Origin of the sequence: Chryseobacterium sp. CH25, assembly GCF_004119455.1 — a bacterium.
In the GTDB taxonomy this organism is placed as follows: domain Bacteria; phylum Bacteroidota; class Bacteroidia; order Flavobacteriales; family Weeksellaceae; genus Chryseobacterium.
Window position 1 is genome coordinate 99,724 of record NZ_NRQT01000013.1, and the last position, 26,007, is coordinate 125,730.

The following is a 26,007-nucleotide window of genomic DNA, read 5'->3' on the forward strand; positions in this document are numbered from 1 at the left end:
GCAAAAATATAAGATGGAAGATCTTAACAGGGATTATTTCCCTTTTCCCACAGGTGAATATGTAGTGTTTTCATGGTTATTTTTACATTCATAATTAGCGTACACCTGTGGGATTGGAAAAATATTTGTTTTTTAGCTTTTTACTTTAGAATATTATCCAAAGAATAATGTTTTAGGCTCTTTTGTTTCAAGAGGGGTTTAGCCCAGTCCTCCCAAGTCTCTATACTGTCCTTAGTGAGGTTCCAATACTTTTTTAAATCACTTTGTATCAGAACCTCCTCAAGACTGGATTGGTGGATATTTCCAAATTTTTCCACCACTAAAGGACAGTTTTTCATCTGTATCAATTCCAATTTTTTTGTGTAAACAGGAATTATGATTAATTGCTTCAAGAACTTTTGGAAGATGAGTATTGAAATATTTTAGATCTACTTTTCCGCAAGCGGATATTTTGATGTTTTCATGGTTAAAGTTGATATTAAACCTAAATATTTCTTTAGTCTTAAAAGGAATCTCTTTGCAATTATAAAAAATGAAATTATAAATTCTTGTAGTTGATTGATCGAGGATTTAAAAAAACTCTTTATCTAATTGACTTTTTGTTTTCAGAAAAGAAATCTTTCTTCATTTTCATTGTTAGAATTTTTTTATTAATACTTTGCCTGTTTGCCATATTATCCTTGGCGAAGGATGGTGAAAAGCTGATCAGCTTTTATTTAAATTTTGTACTGTATACATACAAAAATAAATCATTGTGTTTTTACCTGAGACAAAGATGCATGTGCTTTTTCAATGAGGCAAGGAAAGTATGTCTGGATTTATAAATTTTGGGAAGATATAATATGATATTTATAAGTTTAAATGAAATTAATATTGTGTAGTTTTTTGATATTTAGCTTGTTATTGTTTGTTTGATTGGGTTGGCTCCAAAGTGACAATAATTATCATTTATTTCCATAATAGGGGAAAGATTTAGCAGTATAATCCATTAATTAAAAGCAGGGGAAGAATGTAATTTCTTTGGAAATGCAAAAAAAACCGGAAATTGGATGGAGATTTCAATAACTGACCTTTTGAATGAATCCTATTATTTAATCGTATGCTTACTTTTTTTTAAATATAAATCATACCATTAATAGGGAGTAAGAGAATTTTTTAAATATGTATTTTTGTATATTCGGATACAGTATGCAAACGAAAATCTTTATTTATCTCCTGATTCTTTGCCAGAATTTATACGTTTCACAAAGTATAAAAGGATTTCATATTCCTGATTCTTTAAGGAATAAAAATATTAAACAATTAGAAAGTTCTTTCGAAAAAACTCTTTATACAGACAAAGCTAAAGCAGCACTTTATGCCAATACAGCTCTTGCTGTAGGGAAAAAAGATAGAAATAATGAGAAAATAGCTGAAGGATATCAGATGCTATATCAATTGAATAGCGATAAAGGCAGATCAGCATTATTATATCTGGATAGTATGATTACGGTCTCAAAAAAAATGCAGAGCCCTGAATATTTATCAAAAGCTTATCGGAATAAAGGTGTTTATTATTACTATGGAGCTGAGTATTCAAAATCATTAGACAATTACTTAATAGCTAAAGGATATGCTAAGAAAGGAAGTGAAATTTATTATAATATTAATTCCTGCATTGGATTATTGAAGCTTGAATTAGAAGATTACCCGGAAGCATTGAAGCTATTATTAAGTTATAGGGAATATTTGGAGAAGAATGGTTTAACAAACAGTATCAATTATGAAAAATGTTTATATAATCTAGCCTATGCCTATCATGTAAGTAATAAAATGGATTCTTCAAACTATTATGTCAAACGTGGATTTGAGCAAAATTTGAAAAGTAAAGATAAAGATCTTTATGCCTCTCTATCGTTGGTTTCGGGTATTAATATTTTCAAACAGGGAGATTATAATCGTGCTTTACCAATCTTGGATGAGGCTTCTAAACTTTTTAAACAAAACCCTAACAATGTTCAGAACATTGCTTTAGCTGAATATTATATAGGTAAGGTTTTATATCATACAAATAATGCAAAGTTTTTAAATAGCTTTGAAAAAGTTGACTCTATAATTACAAAAACGAAGAATGTATCTTATGAGTTACGAAATACTTACCCAATATTAATAGATCATTATAAAAAGACAGGAGACAAAGAAAAACAATTATTTTATATAGAACATTTATTGTCTGTAGATAGTATTTTAAGCAAAAATAATAAGGTTTTAACTACCGAAATAAACAAGAAATATGATACCCCGCTTCTTTTAAAAGAAAAAGAAGTACTGATTTCAGATTTAAGTTCAAAGAACTATACTTTATTTTGGATCCTGGGAATAGCTGGGGGAGTTATGATTTATTTGATTTATGTATATAAAGAAAATAAGAAGAAATTAAAAAATTACCAGAGTAAAGCCGATCTGCTTACAGAGGATTCAGTAGCTCCTGATAGTATTGAAATAGTAGAGCCTCAAAAAGAAAAACCAAAAGTAACCTTATCAAATGCTAAACTGGAGCAGCTAAGCAGGCAGTTAAATGAATTTGAAATAGAAAAGCGGTTCCTGGATAAGAAAATTAATTTAGAACTTTTGTCTAAGGAGTTTAATACAAACAGAGCGTATTTGTCAAGATCAGTAAACGAATTGAAAGGACAAAACTTTTCCCAATATCTGAATGCATTGAGAATTCAATATATAGTTAATGAATTAAAAACAAATAAAAATCTGCAGAAACTTACAATAGCTGCTATTGCGGATGAAGCCGGATATAATAATGTAGAGTCTTTTACCAATGCATTTAAGAAAATAACAGATACATTACCCTCTTACTTTATTAAAGCATTACAGGGAGATAAAAAATAATGTTATTTTATAATTATTGATTTTCAGTTGTTTATATGTTTTTTGATACGAAATTTATAAATTTCGGTATGTTTTTTTCAAAAAACGGATATATCTTTCTTTATTTGTAGATAGAAAAAAGAACGTTATGAAAAACAAGAAACAAGCAGAAAAAAAGATTTCATTGAATAAATTACAGATGGTTAGAATTAGTAATCCTAAAATTATAAAAGGCGGCGGCGTTAATCTGAATTTTGAAGAAGAGCAACCAGGAACAGGGAAAACAACATCAGTTACATGTGCATAATGTATTAATCAATTCTCTTTTTTTATCAATTTCATTTTTGGAATAATTACTGCACAAAACAGTAATTTGTGGGCATGAATTATTTCGACGGATGCTTATTTCTGAATCAGAATAGCTGATGAGTATAGAAAATTAGAGAATTTGAAAGTTCCTTCGGTGATGAATTGGATACTGCCACAGGCTCATTATTTTAATTCAGTACTTCATAAAATTCCGAACAGGCATATTATATTGGTAAAAAGTTAGAGTTCGATAAATAAAAATCATTTTTGGTAGATAAAATTAATATTACTGAAAATGATTTTTTATTTTTATCTATAAAGAAGTCAGATGAAAGAACTTCATTAATTAACCTAAGGAATCAATAAAAAGAATGTCTCGTTTCCCTTTTCAGTTTTTCGAAAAATATATTGTACGATCCCCTTTATTTTCGTGTAAAAGCTTTCTTGATGTAGTAAATAAAGATGAAATTTCAGATGAAGAATTAAAAAATAGATTTGCTTATGATTCTGTTTTCCTGGAGGCAATTTATTTGGCTTCACCTGATTTGCATGAGGAAATTAGCACATGGCTTCATGGAGAAAAACTTTTTTCAACAAAAGATCAGCAAAAGCTGAAACATACCTTATTAAAGTATTATAGCCGGATGAGTACGCGATGTACTCCATTCGGTTTATTTTCTGAGGTTGGTTTGGGGAAATTTAGTGAAGATGGTGAGAATAGTGAATCAGATCAGGGTAAAGTATATACAGATTATTTAATTCGGGATACCAAATTAGATATGTACTTTCTTGTATCTCTGGCTCAATATTTTATAAAAAAGCCGGAAATCAGAAATAAGCTTTTATTTTATCCTAATAATACTATTTATAAAGTAGGAACAAAAATCCGTTATATTGAATACCAATACTTAGGTGGAAAAAGGGATTATATTATTTCATTGGCTCCACTTTCTGAAGAATTACAATATATATTAGAGTTTTCAAAACAAGGGAAGACTATACAGGAACTTACAGAGGTCCTGACTACAGAAGAAATAACCGGAGAAGAAGCTGCAGAATTTATAGAAGAACTGATCGATAATCAGGTTCTTACCAGCGAAATTGAGCCTAATGTTTCAGGAGTAGATTTTTTAGATACTTTAATTTCTGTTTTACAAAAACTGAAGGTAAATGAAATGGATACCCTGATATCTATAAAAAGTAAACTTCATGAATTGGACCAGAATATTGGCAATTCAATTTCAATTTATGCAGAGATTGAAGAACTCATTACATCTTTTGGGGTAGAATATGAGAAAAAATATCTATTTCAAACCGATTTATACCGTAAAGATCAATCGACTTTATCTTCCTATTGGAAAAAAGAACTTAAAAGTGCCTTTAACCTTTTGAACAAAATAACGTTAGCTCCAAAAGATATTCGCTTAGAACAATTCAAAAAAGTTTTTAATGAAAGGTTTGAAGCACAGGAAGTACCTTTGCAATATGTTCTTGATTCTGAAATTGGTATCGGCTACAAACAAAATATTTCATTAAAAGGAATTCATCCTTATTTAGATGACCTGGTGCTTCCAGGTTCCGAAAGACATAAGAGCATAAGCATTGAACTTAACCCAGTTCATGTGATTCTTAACAAAAAAATACAGGATTCTTTGTGGGAAAACCAGTACAAGATCGAGATATTGGACGAAGATTTTGACAAGTTAGGTGAAAAATGGGATGACCTGCCTGATACTATTTCTTTTTTGACAGAAATTATATCAGATAACGGTAAAGAAAAGTTATTATTAAGTGGAAGTACAGGAAGTAGCGCAGCAAATCTAATGGGGAGATTCTGTTCCGAAAAATCTGAAATACATAACCTTACAAAAGCGATTGCTGATAAAGAAGGAATTCTTAATCCTGATATCATTTTAGCAGAAGTGATTCATTTACCTGAAGCAAGAATAGGAAATGTAATTAGAAGGCCAACGATAAGAGATTATGAGATCCCTTACATGGCTAAATCTGTTTTACCTGATGAAAATCAAATCACTTTAGATGATCTTTTTATTTCAATGAAAAATGATAAAATTGTTTTACGTTCTAAAAGATTGAATAAAGAAGTAAGACCTTATTTAACCAATGCCCACAACTATTTTTATAATAGCTTACCTGTTTATCACTTTCTTTCTGATCTTTATTCCCAGGAAATAAGAAAAGGTCTGCGTTTTAATTGGGGTGGACTAAAGGATATTTATAATTTTTTGCCAAGAGTAGAATATAAAAATATTATCCTTTCAAAAGCTACCTGGAAGATTTCTGATGTAGATATCGTCTTTCCGGAACCGATGATTTCAGATAAAGAGAAATTTTTATCTGAATTAAAACGTTGGAGAATGAAACGGAAAATGCCAGCATGGATACAATGGGCTGAATCCGACAATATTTTAACCCTCAACTTAGAAAACTATGATATGGCAAAGATTTTCATTCAGACAGTTAAAAAGAAAAAAGCAATTATGATAGAAGAGTTTTTTTTTAATGAGAATGAAGACTTTAAACATGAATTTGTGTTTCCAATGTATAAACTATAACAAATTTTAATGAACAGAAAGTTTATTCCCGGAAGTGAGTGGCTGTATATCAAGGTTTATACAGGAGTAAAAACTACGGATATCATTTTGGAGGAAGCTATAATACCATTATTACAGCAAATACAGGAGGAAAACTTAATTAAAAAATGGTTTTTTATCCGGTATAATGATCCACGTGGGAACTTTAGGCTTCGTTTTGAACTTTCGGATATTAGCTATTTCGGTAAGGTTCTTTTATTAGTCAATAACCATCTTGAGGAATATAGAGATTCCGGAGAAATATCAGAATGTATAATAGACACCTATCAGCGGGAAATTGAGAGGTATGGAGAAGCAACAATAGAAGATGCTGAGTTTTTATTCTGTAAAAGCAGTGAGAGCTTACTTTATGAGTATCTTCACTTTGATGATGAAGACAAAATTATGGTGTCTGTTTATTACATAGATAAGATATTAGAAAATATTGGGTTGTCCATTCAGGAAAAGCTAAGTTGGATTACGGATTTTAATTTTGCTTTCAAGCAGGAGTTCAATGCAGATAAAAAGCTGAATACCCAACTGGATAAAAAATATAGAATATTTATTATTAACTATCTGGAATTTGTTGAATCCGAGGAGTATAGTTCTTTTAGAACTGCTGTTTTAAATAATGTTCATGAATCTAAAAATGCACTGCAACATATAAAAAACATCATTCAAATTCTCTTCAGAGCTTTTTTTCAGCCTGTTTCATATGCATATCAATCGAATGTTTGTTTCAAATCAACGACTCTTTGAAATGATTATTTATGATTATTTATACAGATATTATAAGAGTCTTGTTTTTAGAACTGGTGGTAAGATATAATGTTGGTGAAATTTACTAAACATTACCAATCCGTATATTGTTAATTGAATGATTCTTTTTGACTCAAACAAAACGCATTATCCATAAAAAATATCTTTAAAATTTAGCAAACTATGGAGATACAGATCGCAGAGATATTTTTAGTTTTCAGAAGGATAACTCTAATTTTTTGATCACCCAAAATAAGGAGTATATGGAATATTTTATATTTAAACAAATGTTTGATTTTGTAAATTTTTCTTAGTTTAAGTATAATTTGATTATTATTTTAATAGTATATCTAAAGCTTGATTGTGATTCATGTTAATGCTTGTTGAACTCAAAAAAACTTAAAAAATCATAAAGTTTTCATAAAGTTTCAAAAAAGAAAAGAAATGTTTTTGTAATTATAAAATATGTCGTACTTTTACATCGCCTTGAATGAGGGAACAAGTCAAGGTAATAAATTTTTTTTCATCATTTGTGTTTTTAGAATCGTATCGCCTGATACGATTCTTTTTTTATGGCTATTTTTCATAGTTGAGAAGGAGGTCTATGAAGTAAGAATAAGTCACCGATCCCTCCTGTTGATTACTTTTCAGGAACAGATTGTTAGTGAATCCAAACAGCTCATCCAACCAACCCTGATGTCTGAATGCGAAGCTTTTTTCATAAGCACGATCTCTTTTCATTGCAGGAGAATAATTTCGGATAACAGCTTTTACAAATTCAGGGTCTTCTTCAACAATGAACCGTAAAAGACTTTTTAACGTAAAATATTCGGTACTGTATCTTAAATCTGTATTACTGGAATGGACTCCTATAAGATATCCAATGAAATTAGCTTCCTGTTCTCTGGCAAAGCCAAGCTGATGAGAAGTTTCATGAGCTGTTGTAAAAGGGATGTAGGTATGAGGTAATTCGGCGTTATATTGGGCTTCTGCAGTAAAAGGATTGTAATATCCTAATATGCCTGTAAAGTTCATTACTTTTTTAAATACACTTGGTTTAACAGCAAGAATCTGGGTTGCTTTTTTATCCGATATATATTTAGGGAGTTGAGTTTGTTGGAATAGAATTTCCTGTTGTACTGCTTGAAGATTGGTAACAACAAAGATTCCGTTATGGTCCTCGTGTACCGTAGTGCGGGTAAGTTTACATTTCTCCAGATATTGTAAAGCCAATTTTTTTGCTTTATGTATTTCAGGAGCGTCCTGGCGGGAAAGTTTTTTAATAATAGGAGTCTGGAAGTACAGCATTCCCCAGAATATCTGATAGGTAAAGTAAAAGATATTTACGATGACAAGGATTCTTAATAGGGAAGCATTTCTGTTTTTCTTCTTATACGAAGCAATAAGGCTGTAAAAAAGGGCTATTCCCAATAGGATGTAGATAATATCTCCCATTGAAAAAGGAAGCCAGCTAAAGAGCATCTGATGAGTTTTTTTCTGGAGTTCAAAGAATTGTTCAAAAAAAGAAATCATCAGTAAGGATTTCGAGAAAACATAAAACAAAAGAAATTGGGCAAGTAATACACCTGCCCAAAATCTTTTTTTCTTATATATTTTTAGTCTATTTTTAGTGTGCACCTTCGGATTCTAAAACGTCAACATTAATTCCTTGTCTAAATAAAGACTTTTTAGCCAGATAAGCAAATATAGTAATGTACACAAAGCACAATACAGGAATTACATAAGAACTATGGATTCCGATGATGTCAGAAAGCTTACCTTGAAGTGGTGGAATAATTCCTCCTCCTAAGATCATCATCACAAGGAATGCAGATCCCTGAGCTGTATATTTTCCTAAGCCTGTAATAGCCAGTGTAAAAATTGATGGCCACATAATACTGCAGGCAAGACCTCCGGAAAGGAATGCATAGATAGCAAAATTACCTGTAGTTAATAAACCTGTAATCATAGCCGCAGTTCCAAATAATCCAAAAATGATTAATGTTAATGCAGGTTTATTTTTACTGATTAGGAACAGTATAACCTGAATCGCTACACAGATAGCATAAAAATACAGGTGAGACATATCTTTTTGAGCAATCGTATTGATGCCTATAATCACAGAAAAAGCAATAAAAGGAACAATGATGGTTGCAATGGCCTGTTGTTGCTTGTTAAGGTTGAAAACCGCGATAGCACCTGTCCATCTTCCAATCATTAAACTACCCCAATACATAGAAATATAAGGTGCAAGGTCAGAAGATTGATGTCCACCGAATTCCGGCATGCTTAAAAGCTCTCCAAGGTTACTTCCTATGGCAACTTCTACTCCTACATAGGCCAGAATGGCAATCATCCCCAGTACAAGCTGTGGGTATTTCATAGCACCCCAACCTTCAGCATTTTTCTTAGCACTTGAGTTTGCAAACACAAGAGAGACGATTACAGCAAGTAAAGCACCTCCCAGATACATCATTCTCTTTTTTTCCAATGGATGTTTAACAGCTTCGAGATCGGCAGTTGTTTTAACAATCTGTGTTTTATATGCCTCAATAGTTGCAGCGTTAGTTTCTTTTTCTACGCTGGTTTTTAGCACTGTTAAATGCTGAGTTAAAGTTTCAATTTCCTTTGCTTCCTCAGAATTATAGCTGTTGAATACCGGGATGAAGAAAAGAATAACAAGAGCAGTCATTGCAATCAATGTTTTTCTTGCTTTACCTGCTTTTTCCATAGGTTCGGTGGAAATTCCATCAGGAAGTTTCTTTGAGAAGTAAAAGATTCCCGCAGCAATCAGGAAAAGAGCTCCTACTGCTGTGTAAAGAAGGATTACCTTATCCAAAGCAAGGTGTTTGATCTGATCATCATCTACAGTAGCTGTAGTTCCAAAAAGTGCTAAACCAACGATAATTGGCCCGATAGATGTTCCAAAAGAGTTGATTCCTCCCGCCAGGTTCTGTCTGCTGGCTCCGGTTTTAGGATCTCCAAGCAATACGGCAAAAGGATTTGCTGCGGTCTGCTGAATAGAGAAACCTAACGCTACCACAAAAAGTCCGATGAGCATTCCATAATATACATTGCTTTTAACAGCAATAATCATGATAGCAGCACCAAGGGCAGAGAGCAGAAGTCCATAGACAATACTCTTTTTATACCCCCATTTTCCTATAATATCAATTCCTTTTATGGTACTGAATATGAAAAGCAACAATGCTCCCAGGAAATAAGCTGTATAAAAAGCAAAATCTATTAACTGGGACTGAAATTGGTCTAGAGAAAAATAGTTTTTACAGAAAGGGATGAAAATACTATTGCCGGCAGCAATAAACCCCCAGAAAAAAAATACAAGTACAAGTGTGTACAGTGCCGGGTAATTAGTCGGCTGGTTGGTTTTTGACATATTTTATTGAAAATTTCGCAAACAAATATAACTAATTCTTTTAAATAGAATGCTCCATCAATGTTTTTTTAATTACTTGATAAGCTTCTGCTTTTGAGTCTTTTGGAGAATCAGTAGGCTCTATAATTCCATTGAAATAAACTTTTACTCTTCCGGGATAGCCTTTGGAATTGTCAAAAGGAAACATTTCTTTAAGACCAATAAAGGTGTAAACAGCAATGGGAGAGTTGTATTTTGATGACAGGATAAAGGCTCCGTCTTTAAAATCATCCAGAATAATGGAAGTGTCATCAGGAACACCGCCTTCAGGGAAAATGGCAATACTGTTACCTTCCTCCATTTTTTCAGCACATCTGCGGTATACATCGGCACGGCTTTTAGCACTTGACCTGTCCACCATTACACAGACTCTTTTATAAATGGTTCCAAAAATAGGAATCTTAATAAGTTCTTTTTTTCCTACAAAGCAAATCGGATGATGTGGAAAAAGAATGCAGGTAAGCATAATATCCATAATTGAAGTATGGTTCGATATGAAAACATATTCTTTGGTTATATCCTTTTCCTGTTCAGACAGTTTAATAAGATCATATCGGAAGCCCATTCCGTAAAACATTCCGAAACACCATAAACGGACGAATTTATAAGCGTATTTATAATGCTTTTTACTAAAAGATAAAATAAAAACGGGGGTCCCGAGAGTCGTTGTTAGAACAAATGCTAATAACAAGAGCCAGAATCTCCAGAGATAATTTAAAATTTTTGCCACAGTTTAACCGTTAAAAATTACTTTCTTTTTTACCGAATAATTAAGAATGGAAACCAACAGGATTGCTGCAATCTTGCTGATCATTTCCGGACTCAAGGTATAAAAAATTAAGTTGATATTATCTTTAAATATAAAACTGTAGAATATCTGGAAGAAACCAAGACTGAATAACGTAGAGATAAAAGAAACCAGCATAAAATAAGCGAACTCTCTTTTCTTAGAATGCTTCCCTCTTTCAAAAACAAACCAGATACTCAGAAAATAGTTGGTGATAATCCCACAACTGGTTGAAAAAATGTTGCTTAAAGGATAATGTACACCATAAAAGTTGGTTTCTCTCGCAAAGATATGAGGCAGATAAGTGCTGAATATTTTAAAGCTGCCAATCTCAACAATGGCGCTCAGCCCTCCGGCAATAATAAAGAACAGAACCTGTTTTTGGCGTATGAGTATTTCTTTCATTTAATTAATATAAAAACTGAAAATATATCTTTTATTGTATTGGAAACTAGAATGTTTTATAAGATAAACAATCAGTTTTCCTTACAATCCTATGTATCCATAATGGTTTTCAATTATTTCAAATTAGGATTCTTTACAATATGAATATGCAAATTTATAACTATATGTTAAACACTGAAAAAAGTTGTTAAAATATTTTTTTAAATAAAAATTATTTCTAATTTTAATAAGCGGAATGATGTTACTATAACCTGATAATAAATTCATTTTCAAATCCTTGTGATAATGGTTTTTTCTATCTTGTAATGCCCAGCTGAAAGCATACTACTCAAATTTTTTATGACCCAACTGTTAATAATATTTGTATGAAACGTCAAAACAAATACAGAAAATTCCAGCTTCAACAGAAAAATATTGAAGCTCTTGAGAAAGAAAACTCCCGCTTCAAACGAGTGTATTCTGAATATGAAAATATGTCCAATGAACTTTGGAATCTTGAAAACTCCAATGGAGAACCCGTTCCTGATGATTTTATCAATGCTATGGTGCTGCAGGCATCTTATCTTGAAGATGAGATTGAAGACTGGCTTTTACAATTCAACGAAAAAAAAACTAAGATTAAACATTAATGATTTTAGACAGCTTCCAGGTTGTTTTTAAATGCTAATTGAAGATAAATTCATAATTTAGCACCCTTAAATTAAAATCTAAAATATGGTTGCTATTGTAGATAGTGGTTCTACTAAATCGGATTGGGTAATACTCGATGACTTCAAAAAGGTTTTTCTTAAAACAGAAACCATCGGATTCAATCCAAATTTTATCAACAGAGAACTTATCACTCCTGAAATTCAGAAGAACAGCAACCTGATGTTGGTAAAGAATTCAATTACCAAAGTCTTTTTCTATGGTTCAGGATGTGGGGTTGAAAAAAACCGTATAATCATAGAAGAAGAGATTAAAAAGGTATTTGGAAAAGCTGAAATCATTGCAAAAGAAGACCTTGTAGCTGCTGCATATGCTGCCTATAAAGGAAAACCTGCAATTGTTTGTATTTTAGGTACAGGATCAAACTCATGTTATTTTGATGGAGAAAATCTTAAGATTGAATTACCATCCCTTGGATTTCTGATAGGAGACGAGGGAAGCGGAAGCGCGATCGGAAAACAGCTGGTGCGCAGATACTTCATGAAAAAACTTCCTGCAGATCTTCACAGTGAATTTGAAGCAAATTACCAACTTACCATAGAAGATGCATTGAAAAATATGTATCATTCACCAAGACCAAATGCTTATTTGGCTGATTTCAATAAATTTGTTGTTGAAAGAAAAGACCATCCTTATTTTATGAATATGGTTTTCGAAGAGATGAAAAGTTTCTTCGAATATCAGGTGATGCCTTATCAGGAAGCACATGATGCTGAAATCAATTTTATTGGCTCCATTGCTTATTATTATGAAAATATTTTACGCTCTGTAGCTGAAGAACTTAATTTAAATGTGGGACATGTAGTTCAGAAACCAATTGAAAGCTTAGTAGATTACCACATTAAATATATACTCTAACAAAAAATTAAACGTATGTCAAGTAACAACAATCGCGACGAAAAGAATTTTAGTCAGGCCGCGTTAGATTATCATAAAGCAGAACCTAAAGGGAAAATTGAAGTTATACCATCCAAGCCACACTCATCTCAAAGAGATCTATCATTGGCTTATTCTCCCGGAGTAGCGGTTCCTTGTATGGAAATCCACGATAAGCCGGAAACAGTTTACGACTACACAGGAAAAGGAAACCTTGTAGCTGTAATTTCTAACGGTACTGCTGTACTTGGATTAGGAGATATTGGTGCAGAAGCATCAAAACCGGTAATGGAAGGGAAAGGACTTTTGTTCAAAATTTTCGCCGATATCAACGTTTTTGATATTGAGATTGATGAAAAAGACCCGGATAAATTCATTGAAATCGTAAAAGGAATTGCTCCAACATTTGGAGGAATCAACCTTGAAGATATTAAAGCTCCTGAAGCTTTCTATATTGAACAAAGATTAAAAGAGGAATTGAATATTCCTTTAATGCACGATGACCAGCACGGAACAGCAATTATCTCTGCTGCTGCATTAATCAACTCTCTACAGATTGCCAATAAAGATATTGATAAAGTAAAAATGGTAGTGAACGGAGCTGGAGCAGCTGCAATCGCTTGTACCAAACTTTATATTTCATTAGGACTTAAGAAAGAAAACGTCTTGATGTGTGACAGTAAAGGAGTAATCAACCACAAAAGAGAAAATCTTACTCCGGAAAAACTAGATTTCATTGCTCAGACAGATATTGAAACATTAGAGGATGCTGTAAAAGGTTCTGATGTTTTCGTAGGATTATCTAAAGGAAATGTAATGACTCCTGAAATGCTGTTAAGCATGAACGAAAATCCTATCGTGTTTGCTCTGGCAAATCCGGATCCTGAAATTGCTTATGACCTAGCTCTTTCAACCCGTAAAGATGTAATCATGGCAACAGGAAGAAGTGATTTTCCTAATCAGGTAAACAACGTACTTGGATTCCCTTACATTTTCCGTGGAGCATTAGACGTTCAGGCAACAGGAATTAATGAAGAAATGAAGCTTGCTGCAGTACATGCTATTGCTGATTTAGCAAAAGAAGCAGTTCCTGAAGCAGTAATTCTTGCTTATAACGTTCAGAACTTACAGTTCGGAAGAGAATATTTCATTCCAAAACCATTTGATAACAGATTGATTACAAAAGTATCAAGTGCTGTTGCAAAAGCTGCTATGGAAAGTGGTGTTGCTAGAAAAGAAATTACTGATTTCGAAGAATATGAGCACCAGCTTTTAGACAGAATGGGTAGAGATGAAAGATTGGTAAGAATGATGCAGAGCCGTGCAAAATCCAATCCGAAGAGAATTACCCTTGGAAATGCTGAAGAATATAACGTATTAAAGGCTGCACAGATTCTTTACGAAGAAGGAATTGCTTATCCAAGTCTTTTAGGAGATAAAAAATACATCAAGGAGCAGATGGAACGTTACGGGATTAACCTGGATATTCCAATTATTGATCCAAGTGATGACGATCAGAAAGAAAACAGAAAGAAATACAGAGAAACACTTTGGAAACTTCGTCAGAGAAAAGGGATGAATGAGTACAAAGCGAAGAGATATGTTCGCCAGAGAGATTATTTCGGACCTTTAATGCTTAAGCATGGAGATACCGATGGTCTTATCGTAGGATTCTCTAAAAACTATACTTCTGTATTACGTCCTGTTTTAGAAGTAATTGAAAAAGATAAAGGGGTAGATAAAGTGGCTGCTATGATGATGATTCTGTCTGAAAAGAAACCTATCTTCTTTGCAGATACATCTATCAACCAAAATCCTACATCTGAAGACCTTGTAAATATTGCTAAAATGGCAGAATTTACAGTGAAATCTTTTGCTATTGAGCCTAGAATTGCGATGCTTGGATTTGAAAACTTTGCGGCTATTTCTGAAACATCTAAAAAAGTTGCAAAAGCGGTAAGTATCCTGCATGAGAAATACCCTAAGATGATTGTTGATGGTGAAATTCAACCGGATTTTGCAATGAACGCAGATCATTTAAGTGATTATCCTTTCTCAAAATTAGGAACAACTCCGGCAAATACCTTCATCTTCCCGAATCTTGAAAGTGCAAATCTTTCTTACAAAATTCTAAGAGGAATGAAAGTAGCACAGGTAATCGGACCAATCCTGATGGGACTAAAACAACCGGTACACGTTCTTCAGATGCGTTCAAGCGTAGATGAGATCGTAAACCTTGCAACCATTGCCGTTCTTGACGCGCAAAGAAGAGAGAAAAAGTAATTTATTTACTGTATATATTTAAAAGCATCTTGTAAAAGATGCTTTTTTTGTTTGTATATCTAGCAGCTGGTACTACTAATAATGTTTTTATTACCTTTGAGGTCAATATATAGTGATATACTCTTGTTTAAAGTTGGTGAGATAAAAAACAAAACTAATAATCTGATATATGCAATTGAAAACGTTCATCGCAATTCTACTTTTCTCATTCATTCAAAATTTTTATTCTCAGAATATGAGAATAGACTATAATCTTGTCTATAAAGAAGACTCTTTAAGTACTGAAACAGTATCCAAAAAATGGTACTCCTCGTCCAGGATGGGGAATCCAGATTTTGTACGGAAAAACAATATGAGGTAGATTCTCTGAGAAGTATTGGCTTTCATGGTTTTGCCGTGGGAGACTATGTTTTTGATGCAGTAAGAGATAAGCAGAATAAAATTTCAAAGCATTACTATATGTCAGCCGATGTATATAAACTGACAGAGCCTATACAGTTAGACTGGAAAATAGAAAAAGAGGTTGCTAAAAAATATGGTTATAACTGCCAGAAAGCAACATTAAGCTATAAAGGCAGAATTTGGGAAGCTTGGTTTACACAGGATGTTCCCTTGCAGGAAGGTCCCTATATTTTCAAAGGATTGCCGGGTTTGATCGTGGAGATGGAAGATAAAAGTCATTCCTATAAATTCTCCTTTTCAGGGTTGAAAAAAAGTTTTCAAAAAGTAAACTTTGTGAGTTTGGGCTTTAAGCTGGTAAATGTTTCAAGGGATAATCTTAAAAAGGTAATGCTGGACTATTATAATGATCCTTTTCGTGAGATGACCTCTGGAAATGTGAAAGCAAAATTCAAGGATGAAAAGGGAAATGAGATAGAACCTAATTTTAGGGAAATGACAAAAAATGTACAAACTTCCCTAAAAAAAACAATAATCCTATAGAATTATCAGAAGCGATTAAATATCCATAGTCGTTAAAAACAATTTATTTTAACCTTTAATGCTGTATTTGGAGGTTAAATTTTTATATTTGGGGAGTTTCAAAAATTAATAATGATATTTTCTTTACAAGGTACTGTTCAAGAACTTACACCTACCTATGCAGTAATCAATGTACAAGGCGTTGGCTACTATGTGGGGATCAGCTTAATGACCTCACAGACACTTACTTTAAATCAACAAACTGTTTTATTTATCCAGCAGATTATCCGGGAAGATGCTCATCTTTTGTTCGGCTTTAACACTCGTTCGGAAAAAGAGATGTTCAATTTGTTAATAAGCGTTAATGGAGTAGGTGCTGTTTCAGCCCTTATTTTATTATCCACATTAAGCCTTGATGAGATTGCTTCCGGAATACTTTCAGGAAATAGTGCGCTGATTCAGAAAGCCAAAGGAATTGGAGCCAAAACAGCAGAAAGAATTATTGTTGATCTTAAAGATAAAGTACAGAAATTCAGTGGACCAGCAGAGAATATTTCGTCGATGGTAAATAATAAAATCAAGGATGAAGCGTTATCTGCATTAGAAGTTTTAGGAATTCCTAAACGAACAAGTGAGAAGTTGGCGGATAAAATCTTAAAACAAAATCCGGACTTCTCGGTTGAAGAATTGGTTAAACAAATTTTAAAAAACATTTAACATTTGGTGGCGAATAATAAGCTTTTTAAAATATTTTTGTTCCTGTTGTTCCTGTGTATGTCTGTAAGTGCCTTTGCACAGCAGGCAAAAGACACTACGATCATACGAAAACAATACGAAATAGCAGACCCCACGAGGTATGAGGCCTATTTTGATATAAAAACCGGGATGTACTATGTATATCCCAAAATTGGAAATACAATAACCGGTCCTCCTACTGCAATGTCTCCGGAAGAGTACAAAGAGTATGTACTCGCTCTCCAGACTAAGGCATACTATAAGGAGAAATCCGAGAAATATAATCTCCTTTTCAGAAAAGACAAAAGTGATGCCAGAAAGAAGGGACTCATCCCTTCGGTAATGATCAACAACAAATTATTTGAAACCCTCTTTGGAGGAAATAAAATTGAGATCATTCCTTCCGGATATGCTTCCATAGACTTCGCCGGACTTTACCAGAAAATAGATAACCCGCTGATCCTTCCACAGAACAGGACCAGCTTTACTTTTGATATAGACCAGAGAATTCAGCTTGGTTTATTAGGGAAAGTAGGGGAAAACCTTCAGTTAAAAGCGAATTATGATACCCAGAGTGGTTTTGCCTTTGAAAACAGGATGAACCTTGTGTGGCAGGCAAAAGGAAGCTGGAAAGATCTTCAGAGTAAAGGACTTGGAAATGTAGATAAACCCAATGAAGGAGGTGAAGATAAAATCATAAAAAGAGTTGAATTTGGTAACGTCAACATGCCGCTTTCAACAAGCTTAATTCGTGGTTCACAATCATTGTTTGGGGTGAAAACAGAGTTTCAGTTAGGAAAAACATTTGGAACTGTTGTTCTTTCCCAGCAACAGGGTGAAGCCAGAAATATTGTAGTACAGGGTGGTGGCGTTATGAATAACTTTAAAGTCAGTGCCAATGAATATGAAGATAATCAACACTACTTTTTAGGACACTATTTTCATGATAAATATGATAATGCTTTACTGAATTATCCACAGATCAATTCTACAATCAATATCACCAGACTTGAAGTTTGGGTACTGGATCAGGGAAACAGTAATTTAGCCTATCAGAAAGGAATCATCGGGATCAGGGATCTGGGTGAAGCAGGTGGTGTATTGCCGGATAACTCTGTTGGGAACTTGTATAATGATATTTCAGCAAAGGCTGGTACAAGAGAAGCCGGTAAAAATTATGATGGAGTTTACCAGGGACAATCATTTAATGGTTCACCACCTTATGTAAACGGTGAGCATTTTATCTTCAATAGTAAAGCAAGAAAACTGAATTCTAATGAATATACATTTCAGCCACAGCTGGGGTACATTTCTTTGAACCAGAAGCTTAATGATCAGCAGCTTCTTGCAGTATCCTATTCATACACAGTAAATGGAAGCAGTAAAGTATACAAAGTAGGGGAATTTTCAGAAGAAAGCCCAGTTTTGATTACAAAAGTACTGAAAGTAAACAACAGTGTAGATCCAGCTTCTCCGATGTGGGATCTGATGATGAAGAACATTTATTCTTTAGATGCAGGTCAGGTATCTCCTGACGGGTTCATTCTTAACGTATACTATAAAGATCAGAAAACAGGAGGTAAGGTAAATTACCTTCCTGATACGACAGTTAAAGATTTAAACTTATTGAAATTGCTGAATTGGGACCGTCTTAATATGAACGGAGATATTCAGAATAATAAAGACGGAACTAAAGGAGATGGTGTTTTTGACTTTGTGAATGGGGTAACTATCAGGCCGGAAACCGGAAGAATCATCTTTACAAAAGTACAGCCTTTCGGGGACTATATGGAACAGGTATTGGGAAGTAATGATCCTCAATATGTTTTCCATGACCTTTATGATCAGATAAAGCCTACAAATGGACAAACCATCGTTCCTCAACGTTATACCATTGAAGGCCGTTACAAAGGTGTTCAGGGGCAGGGGATTTCCCTTGGAGCAGTAAACGTACCGCAGGGATCTGTAAAAGTTTCTGCAAATGGAGTGCAGCTTGCTGAAGGAGTAGACTATACAGTAGACTACATGCTTGGTACCGTTACAATCATTAATGAAAACGTAAAACAGTCTGGCCAGGCTATTAATATTTCATTGGAAAACCAGCTTACATTCAATACCCAAAGAAAAAGATTCCTGGGATTGAATTTAGAAAGAAGATTCAATGAACACTTTATTTTAGGAGGGACGGTTATTAACTACTCAGAATCTCCGCTTACCCAAAAGGTAAACTTTGGACAGGAAGCTGTAAACAATACAATGGCGGGGATTAATATGATGTATAATAATCAGGCTCCTTACCTTACAAGATTTACAGATAAACTTCCATTAATAAAAACTGAGGCTCCATCCAATATCAACTTTAAAATGGAAGCTGCATACCTTCTTCCGGGACTGAATAATGCAACCAACAACCAGTCTTATATTGACGATTTTGAGCAGACCACCTCTAAAATATCTTTAAAGGAACCTGCAGCATGGAGTTTAGCATCAAGACCTGAAAAAAATACATCTCCACCTTTCAATATTCCGCCAACAAGTGATGATATTACAAGTGGATATGGAAGAGGATTATTATCATGGTATTATATTGATCCAAGATTCTGGAATGTTGGGGGCAGACCACCTGCTGGAATTACTCCGCAGTCGGTTTCCAACCACGCATCAAGAAGGGTTATGCTTTCAGAAATCTATAATAACAGAGATTTTGTAGCAGGAGACCAAACCTTTACCAATACTTTCGATATCTCTTTTTACCCTAAAGAAAAAGGACCTTATAACGTTAATCCGGGAACAGAGCCTGCTTTAAGCAGATGGGGTGGTATTATGAGACCTATCAGTGTGCCTAACTTTGTAAGTTCAAATATTGAATATGTAGAATTTTGGATGATGGATCCTTATGCTGACGGTAAAAAACTTGGAGATAATCCAAAACTGTTATTACACTTAGGAAACGTCTCTGAAGATATCCTTAAAGATGGGAAAATGTTGTATGAAAATGGACTTCCTGCAGGGGGAGTTGCATCACCTACAACAGCATCTAATTGGGGAGTACAGCCAAAGCAACCACCTATTTTATATGCATTCTCTACCGAAGGTGACGGAAGAAAAGCTCAGGATGTAGGTTATGACGGTTTGAGTTCAGATCAGGAAGCAATGAGATTTGGAAATACCTTTGTAAACCCGGTAACAAATATTGTTGACCCTGCAGTGGATGACTTTGTATTCTATATGTCAGACAGATTTACAGGTAGCCAGGCAGCTTCTCTTGTTGAGCGTTATAAATACTTCAGAAACCCGGATGGAAACTCAGAAGCCAATTCACTGAATGTTGCTTCACAGACTCCGGATGCTGAGGACATCAACAGAGATTATAACTTAGATCAGATTGAAAGCTATAACGAATATCCGATCAAATTAGACCAGGCAAGTCTTTCATTAGGCGGAGACAATAATATTGTTGATATTAAAACAGTAAAAGCTGTGTTCCTGAACGGGCAGTCTTCAGATGTGAAATGGTACCTGTTCAGAATACCGGTTTCCAATTTTGATAAAACTCAGGGAACTCATAGCGAAACAGTACTTAACAATGTAAGATTTGCAAGATTAATGCTTACAGGATTTGAAGATACTTCTACATTGAGATTTGGTACTATGGATCTTGTAAGATCAGACTGGAGAAAATATCCTAAGGGCCTTGCTCCTTACTCAAATGCTCCATTAGATCCTGCTCAGAATGAAGGGGTGATAACAGATCCAGAAATTGGACAACTTGAGGTAGGAAGTGTGAATATTGAAGAGAATGCTCTTAACCAGCCTCCTTATGTATTGCCTCCAGGAATTGACAGACAGGTATTGAGTGGTAATGCCGGAGCACAAAGACAGAATGAAGCTTCCCTGTATATGAAAGCTAAAGAATTGAAAGTTGGTAAAGCACAGGGGGTATTCAAAAATACCAATCTGGATATGAGAAGATATAAAAAGCTAAAACTTTTTGTGCATGCTCATGATCCGATAGGTAGAGTAATTGGTATGGATAAAAGAACCAAATTCTTTATCCGTTTTGGAAACGATGCTACAGATAACTACTATGAATATGAAGCATCGTTAAAGCTTACTTCAACTTCGGCAACTGCTCCTATGGAGATATGGCCAATGGAAAATGAAGTGAATCTTGATATTCAGAATTTTGTTGATGCCAAGATCAGAAGAGATAAGATGTACGCTGATAAAATCATGCAGCGATTTCTGGATCCTAATTTTGAAGAAGGAGATAATTTTAAAAGAATTTATGTAAAAGGGCGTCCGAGTTTAGGAAATGTAACAACCATTATGATTGGTATTAAGAATGGTATACCTGAAAGGGAGCCGGGAACATCGATGGACAGAATTTTATGGGTTAACGAAATCCGTCTTTCAGAAATTGAAAACGATGGCGGATATGCAGGTAATGCAAGTTTAAACTTCAACCTTGGAGACTTTGCAACAGTTAATACCAATGCATCATATACCTCAGTAGGATTTGGAAATATTGACTCAAAACCGGCAGAAAGAAATCAGTCTACCCAATCAGCATTCAGTATCAATACAGCAATCAATGTGGATAAGCTTTTGCCAGAGAAGACAGGGGTTAAAATTCCATTGAACTATTCTTACTCACAAACAATAGAAGATCCGAAATATAATCCTTTGGATACTGACGTTGAATTTAGCAAAGCTCCAAACAGAGAACAGCTGAAAAAAGTGGCAAGAACATATACACAGCAAAGAAGTATCGGAGTTGTTAATATGCGTAAGGAAAGAGTAAATCAGAATAAAAAACCTAAGTTTTATGATATCGAAAACGTTTCAGTAACTGCGGTATATAATGATGACTATTTCAGAGATATTTATACAAAAAGAAATTACAGACAGTATCTGAGAGGGTATGTTGATTACAACTATACTTTCAAGCCATGGGTTGTAAAACCTTTCAATAAAATGATTAGTGATACTGCTAAATCTACTAAATATCTGAGATGGGTAAAAGAATTCAATATCAATCCTATTCCAACAAGATTATCTTTCAGAACAGAGATTGACAGAAATTACAATGAATTAGAGTTTAGAAATATTGAAGCTATTTTAGGTGGAAATACCAGTGGAGATGTCAACGCAATCAGAAACAGAAACTTCTACTTCGGATGGCAATATGGTTTAGGATTCAACTTTACAAAATCATTAAAACTGGAGATTAATTCTGCAACCAGAACTCTGAATGATAACCTTGACGTAAATACAATGGATAGTAAAGCGATTTTCGGAAATGTTTTCAGAGCAGGTAGACCGGTATTATATAATCACAGAGCACAGTTGAACTATAAACTGCCATTCCAGTATCTTCCATTTTTGGATTTTATTGATGCAGAGATAGGTTATGGGTTTACTTATAACTGGAATGCAAGATCTACAGCTTTGCTTTCAAGTCCTGAAGGAAGCTTAGGGTCTATTGGGCAAAACACCAATACAATCCAGGGAACGGCAACAGCAGATCTGCCTAAATTCTTCGGACAGTTTAAATATTTTAAAGATATTAATGCCAAGCTTCAGAAGCGTAAGCAGGAAATGGATTCCCTGAACAATGTCTATACAAAACAATGGGAAAAGAACAGATACAGATATAAGAAGTATAAATTTAAAAACAAGCTTACTGTACTTCAGAGTGCAGCATTCTTCCTTACTTCCTTCAAGCAGTTGGATGTAAGTTATTCAGAAAATAACGGTACAGTACTTCCGGGGTTAATATCAGCTCCGAACTGGTATGGTTCCGGTCAGACATTAGGAGGTCCTACCATTGGATTCCTGCTAGGGTCTCAGGCAGATATCAGAAGAACTGTTATGGAAAATGGTTGGGTAAGTGACTCTAAGTTTATGACTGATGCCTATGTAAGAATGTCTACCAGAGAATTGCGGGCAAACTTACAGGTAATGCCGATGAATGACTTCAGAATTGATTTGAATGTGTTGCATAACTTCAACAGTAACTTCACGCATTCAGGGTTCAATTATGTTAATAATGGAGTTGCGGATCCTAACTTTACCTTTGCAACAGATATGGTTACCTATTCAAACTCTACGATGCTTCTGAATTCATCATTTAAAGATGGTGCAGCAGTATATCAGGCAATCAGAGAAAATGCAATGAAACTTTCACAACAGTTAGGAGGTCCAAATGCAGAAATAGGGAATGATGGATTTGCAAAACATTACAGTATAGCGAATGCTTATGTATTGATTCCAGCATTCAGAGCGGCTCTTGAAGGTAAATCAGTTTCTCCGATAGGTAATCCTAAAAAAGCAGGGATTCCATTGCCGAACTGGAGAATTACCTATTCAGGATTAAAGAACATCCCAATGATTAGCGGACAGTTTACCAAGTTTGATATTTTACACGGATATACAGCTACCTATACTGCAACAGGAATTCAAAGTAATATAGATTACCACAGTAACCCTGGCGGATATTATCAGACAGTGGATAATGCAGGTAATATTAAACTGAATGATGGGGACAAGATTAATCCTTATACTTTTGCTCAGGTAGGTTATGTAGAATCTTTCTCACCACTTCTTGGAATAGATGTTACGATGAGAAATAATATGCAGTTCGGATTACAGTACAACAAAAACCGAATGATGGTATTAGGATTGGTAAACCATACTCTTACTGAAGATTCCAATACAGAATACGTAGTAAGGCTGGGATACATTGTTCGTGACTTCAGATTAGGAACAGCCAACATCAGAGGAAGAGGAACCAGAGGAAAAGGAAGTGATCTTAATATCAGAGGAGATATCTCACTGAGAGACAGCAGAACTTCCATTATGAATATCCTGTTGAATGACTCACAGATTACAGGAGGACAGAGACTTCTTAACATCAAGCTTTCTGCAGATTATAATGTCTCAGAAAACTTAAACCTGAGAGTCTTCTATGAGCAGATGACCTCAAAGTATAAGATTTCAACAGCCTTCCCGCTGTCTACGATCAGAGCAGGAATTTCAGCAACGTTTACGTTCGGAGATTCCGGTGGCGGATTCTAGAAATAAAATAAACATAAACATAAAAGTCCTTCAGCATTGAAGGACTTTTTTTATATCCAATATTTGAAGCTACTATAATTTTGAATACATTTGTAGAAAATAAAAATTAAAAAATGAACACACCATCAGAATTAAAGTACACTAAAGATCACGAATGGATCAAGATCGAGGGTAATGTAGCTACAATTGGTATTACAGACTTTGCTCAGGGAGAACTTGGAGACATTGTTTATGTAGACGTAGATACTGTAGATGATGATCTTAACGGCGGAGACGTTTTCGGAAGTGTGGAAGCAGTAAAAACTGTTTCAGACTTATTCTTACCTATTTCAGGAAAAGTTATCGAATTCAACTCAGAATTGGAAGACCAACCAGAACTGTTAAATACAGATCCTTATGGAAACGGATGGATTATCAAATTAGAACTTGCTGATGGAGCAGATCAGTCAGAATTACTTTCTGCAGAAGATTACCAGGCTATCATTGGATAAAATTTCAAAAATATTTAGTAAGATATTGCCCATTTATTGGGCATTTCTTACTTATATGCTTCTCAAGCCAGGAGAAGAGAACCATGAATATTGGTTCATGTTTAGCGGTATAGATAAAGTATTGCACTTAAGTATATTTGCCGCTTTAGGATTTTCTTTTATTGCGGCTTTTCCCAAGATTAAATTCTCCTACTTTTTCCAGATCATCCTTATTTATGCTTTCCTTACAGAAATCCTGCAGGAAGAAATGGGATTGGGTAGATCTATGGAAACTCTGGATATTGTTGCCGACACGGTTGGCTGTCTCATAGGATATTTTGTATACAAGCTGTTCATCAAGCGTTTTTTCTAATCCTAATATTTGAGAACTCTCTCATCTATATTTCTTTTCTACAATTACTCTCGGCTTCCTTTTCTAATTTTTCAGGAGCTATTTCCCGCTATCCACTCATACTCCTCACGCCTTCGCTCCCCAACGCTCCAACCCTCAAACTCTCCAACTCCTTGCTGCGGGGTAACCGTTCCTATCGGGGCTAGGGTAGGGGACCAGATTTATAAATGATGAGCAATGAGCAATGAGTAATAGGTAATAGGTAATAGGTAATAGGTAATAGGTAATAGGTAATAGGTAATAGGGTGGAGTTAATTAATGGTATTAACAATTATCCCTAAGGAACGACCTCCATCATTCCCCTCCTCTGGAGGGGTGTCAAAAATTCAAAGAATTTTTGACGGGGTGGTTATCTTCTGGCATCAGCTATTTCTATTCATCTCATCTATATTCATCTGTGTAAATCTGTGCCATCTGTGGGAAAATAAAAAACTTCCCTTTAACCATTTTGATAATTTATACTAGAATCTTTCATAATAATCCTTCTACTTATATATTTATATTATATAGTATCTTTATTTCCCATCTCTCTCTACGCAATCTTTGTCATCCTGTAAGGATCTAAACAATGCTATACTCTATCATTATCATTATCATTATCATCCAACAAATAGCAGTCCATCAATTTTAGTGGGCTTTAGCCCACTAAAATTAAAAAGTCATTCTCCCTTGGCTTTAGCCAAAACTTATTTCAATATTTCAAATATAATTTTAAAACGTAGATCATGTATTATATATAATGTGTAGCTTTCATTACTCATATATAATAGGTGTCCCATTTTCCATCAATTTCCATCTTTTCCCACCATGATCCCCATTCTCCAAACAAATGTTTAAAATTTTTCTCACATGTTCTCAGTTCGTTAAGCGCAAAACGTTACTCAAAAATGAATTTTATGTTAAATAAACTTGCGAGGGATGTAAGAAGTCTCTATCTTTGCCCCACTGAAAAACGAAAGAGATTCAGTAAGCGCAGAAGAGCTTTTAGATAAGCATAAACATTAAGATCTACTAAGATAAAGACTTAAAAAACTTTTAATTTTTTTATTAAAAAAGATTGCGAGTTAAAATAAAGTTTCTATCTTTGCAGTCCCAATTATAGGGAGCGCAGGAGTAGAGGGATTGAGGTTTAGAAAGAATTAAGGTTACTTAAAAAACTTTAAAATTTTCTTTCAAAACATTTGGTCATTACAAAATAAAGTTTTATTTTTGCACTCGCAAATACGGAGCGACACTGACAGAAAGATTGCTTCGTTAAAAAGCGAAAGAAAAAAAGATCATTGACATACAATATAACAACCAAGTAAGGAAAAACTAAAGCGTTAAAAACTTTGAGTGAGTCAGACAAACATACAATGGAGAGTTTGATC

General features: G+C 34.2%; 17 protein-coding genes. 13 read left to right on the forward strand and 4 right to left on the reverse strand.

Annotated features, from left to right (window positions below; genetic code table 11):
- The first annotated feature begins 1,503 nt into the window (after positions 1-1,503).
- The 5 genes from BOQ64_RS21510 (at position 1,504) to BOQ64_RS24980 (ending at position 6,594) form a co-directional block, all read left to right on the forward strand.
- The gene (locus BOQ64_RS21510) at positions 1,504-2,883 is read left to right on the forward strand and encodes a helix-turn-helix transcriptional regulator (protein WP_228448514.1); all 1,380 of its coding nucleotides are present in this window, start codon (positions 1,504-1,506) and stop codon (positions 2,881-2,883) included.
- Positions 2,884-3,010: 127 nt separating this feature from the next.
- Positions 3,011-3,169, forward strand: a complete 159-nt coding sequence (locus BOQ64_RS23275) for a hypothetical protein (protein WP_164975864.1) — start codon at positions 3,011-3,013, stop codon at positions 3,167-3,169.
- Positions 3,170-3,542: 373 nt separating this feature from the next.
- Positions 3,543-5,747, forward strand: coding sequence for a lantibiotic dehydratase family protein (locus BOQ64_RS21515; RefSeq protein WP_129059282.1), 2,205 nt, complete (start codon positions 3,543-3,545; stop codon positions 5,745-5,747).
- Between the two features lie 9 nt (positions 5,748-5,756).
- Positions 5,757-6,524: a thiopeptide-type bacteriocin biosynthesis protein gene (locus BOQ64_RS21520; RefSeq protein WP_228448515.1), complete on the forward strand. Its 768-nt coding sequence runs from the start codon at positions 5,757-5,759 to the stop codon at positions 6,522-6,524.
- A complete protein-coding gene (locus BOQ64_RS24980; RefSeq protein ID WP_410494870.1) occupies positions 6,496-6,594 on the forward strand; it encodes a hypothetical protein in 99 nt (32 codons plus the stop codon). Before BOQ64_RS21520 ends, BOQ64_RS24980 begins: the two co-directional genes overlap by 29 nt.
- A gap of 506 nt (positions 6,595-7,100) precedes the next feature.
- On the opposite strand, the gene BOQ64_RS21525 is transcribed toward BOQ64_RS24980, so the two are convergent.
- The 4 genes from BOQ64_RS21525 to BOQ64_RS21540 form a co-directional block, all read right to left on the reverse strand.
- The gene (locus BOQ64_RS21525; RefSeq protein ID WP_228448516.1) at positions 7,101-8,057 is read right to left on the reverse strand and encodes a DUF3810 domain-containing protein; all 957 of its coding nucleotides are present in this window, start codon (positions 8,055-8,057) and stop codon (positions 7,101-7,103) included.
- A 94-nt stretch (positions 8,058-8,151) separates the two neighbouring features.
- Positions 8,152-9,921, reverse strand: a complete 1,770-nt coding sequence (locus tag BOQ64_RS21530) for an MFS transporter (protein ID WP_129059852.1) — start codon at positions 9,919-9,921, stop codon at positions 8,152-8,154.
- A gap of 40 nt (positions 9,922-9,961) precedes the next feature.
- Entirely contained in the window at positions 9,962-10,690 is a 729-nt protein-coding gene (locus BOQ64_RS21535; RefSeq protein WP_129059284.1) for a lysophospholipid acyltransferase family protein, read from the reverse strand.
- Between the two features lie 3 nt (positions 10,691-10,693).
- Complete coding sequence (locus BOQ64_RS21540) at positions 10,694-11,152, reverse strand: GtrA family protein (protein ID WP_129059285.1); 459 nt, start codon at positions 11,150-11,152, stop codon at positions 10,694-10,696.
- Positions 11,153-11,517: 365 nt separating this feature from the next.
- On the opposite strand from BOQ64_RS21540, the gene BOQ64_RS21545 reads away from it, so the two are divergent.
- From BOQ64_RS21545 to BOQ64_RS21580, 8 genes are all read left to right on the forward strand, one after another.
- Complete coding sequence (locus BOQ64_RS21545; protein WP_129059286.1) at positions 11,518-11,781, forward strand: hypothetical protein; 264 nt, start codon at positions 11,518-11,520, stop codon at positions 11,779-11,781.
- A gap of 85 nt (positions 11,782-11,866) precedes the next feature.
- Complete coding sequence (locus tag BOQ64_RS21550; protein WP_129059287.1) at positions 11,867-12,718, forward strand: ATPase; 852 nt, start codon at positions 11,867-11,869, stop codon at positions 12,716-12,718.
- 15 nt (positions 12,719-12,733) lie between these two features.
- Positions 12,734-15,019: an NADP-dependent malic enzyme gene (locus tag BOQ64_RS21555; RefSeq protein ID WP_129059288.1), complete on the forward strand. Its 2,286-nt coding sequence runs from the start codon at positions 12,734-12,736 to the stop codon at positions 15,017-15,019.
- Positions 15,020-15,319: 300 nt separating this feature from the next.
- Positions 15,320-15,961 carry a GLPGLI family protein gene (locus BOQ64_RS21560; RefSeq protein ID WP_129059289.1) on the forward strand — a complete coding sequence of 214 codons (642 nt, stop codon included), beginning with the start codon at positions 15,320-15,322 and terminating at the stop codon, positions 15,959-15,961.
- Between the two features lie 111 nt (positions 15,962-16,072).
- Positions 16,073-16,657: a Holliday junction branch migration protein RuvA gene (gene ruvA, locus BOQ64_RS21565; RefSeq protein ID WP_129059290.1), complete on the forward strand. Its 585-nt coding sequence runs from the start codon at positions 16,073-16,075 to the stop codon at positions 16,655-16,657.
- A gap of 57 nt (positions 16,658-16,714) precedes the next feature.
- Entirely contained in the window at positions 16,715-23,755 is a 7,041-nt protein-coding gene (gene sprA, locus BOQ64_RS21570; protein WP_129059292.1) for a cell surface protein SprA, read from the forward strand.
- Positions 23,756-23,868: 113 nt separating this feature from the next.
- The gene (gcvH, locus tag BOQ64_RS21575; RefSeq protein WP_045492676.1) at positions 23,869-24,246 is read left to right on the forward strand and encodes a glycine cleavage system protein GcvH; all 378 of its coding nucleotides are present in this window, start codon (positions 23,869-23,871) and stop codon (positions 24,244-24,246) included.
- Positions 24,247-24,271: 25 nt separating this feature from the next.
- Positions 24,272-24,598, forward strand: a complete 327-nt coding sequence (locus BOQ64_RS21580) for a VanZ family protein (protein ID WP_164975865.1) — start codon at positions 24,272-24,274, stop codon at positions 24,596-24,598.
- Positions 24,599-26,007 lie beyond the last annotated feature (1,409 nt).

Coding starts and splice junctions, on each gene's coding strand:
- ruvA (WP_129059290.1), top strand. CDS start 16,073: ATGATATTTTCTTTACAAGGTACTGTTCAAGAACTTACACCTACCTAT.
- BOQ64_RS21550 (WP_129059287.1), top strand. CDS start 11,867: ATGGTTGCTATTGTAGATAGTGGTTCTACTAAATCGGATTGGGTAATA.
- BOQ64_RS23275 (WP_164975864.1), top strand. CDS start 3,011: ATGAAAAACAAGAAACAAGCAGAAAAAAAGATTTCATTGAATAAATTA.
- BOQ64_RS21510 (WP_228448514.1), top strand. CDS start 1,504: ATGCAGAGCCCTGAATATTTATCAAAAGCTTATCGGAATAAAGGTGTT.
- BOQ64_RS21515 (WP_129059282.1), top strand. CDS start 3,543: ATGTCTCGTTTCCCTTTTCAGTTTTTCGAAAAATATATTGTACGATCC.
- gcvH (WP_045492676.1), top strand. CDS start 23,869: ATGAACACACCATCAGAATTAAAGTACACTAAAGATCACGAATGGATC.
- BOQ64_RS24980 (WP_410494870.1), top strand. CDS start 6,496: ATGTTTGTTTCAAATCAACGACTCTTTGAAATGATTATTTATGATTAT.
- BOQ64_RS21520 (WP_228448515.1), top strand. CDS start 5,757: ATGAACAGAAAGTTTATTCCCGGAAGTGAGTGGCTGTATATCAAGGTT.
- BOQ64_RS21540 (WP_129059285.1), bottom strand. CDS start 11,152: ATGAAAGAAATACTCATACGCCAAAAACAGGTTCTGTTCTTTATTATT.
- BOQ64_RS21560 (WP_129059289.1), top strand. CDS start 15,320: ATGGTACTCCTCGTCCAGGATGGGGAATCCAGATTTTGTACGGAAAAA.
- BOQ64_RS21555 (WP_129059288.1), top strand. CDS start 12,734: ATGTCAAGTAACAACAATCGCGACGAAAAGAATTTTAGTCAGGCCGCG.
- BOQ64_RS21545 (WP_129059286.1), top strand. CDS start 11,518: ATGAAACGTCAAAACAAATACAGAAAATTCCAGCTTCAACAGAAAAAT.
- sprA (WP_129059292.1), top strand. CDS start 16,715: ATGTCTGTAAGTGCCTTTGCACAGCAGGCAAAAGACACTACGATCATA.
- BOQ64_RS21525 (WP_228448516.1), bottom strand. CDS start 8,057: ATGATTTCTTTTTTTGAACAATTCTTTGAACTCCAGAAAAAAACTCAT.
- BOQ64_RS21530 (WP_129059852.1), bottom strand. CDS start 9,921: ATGTCAAAAACCAACCAGCCGACTAATTACCCGGCACTGTACACACTT.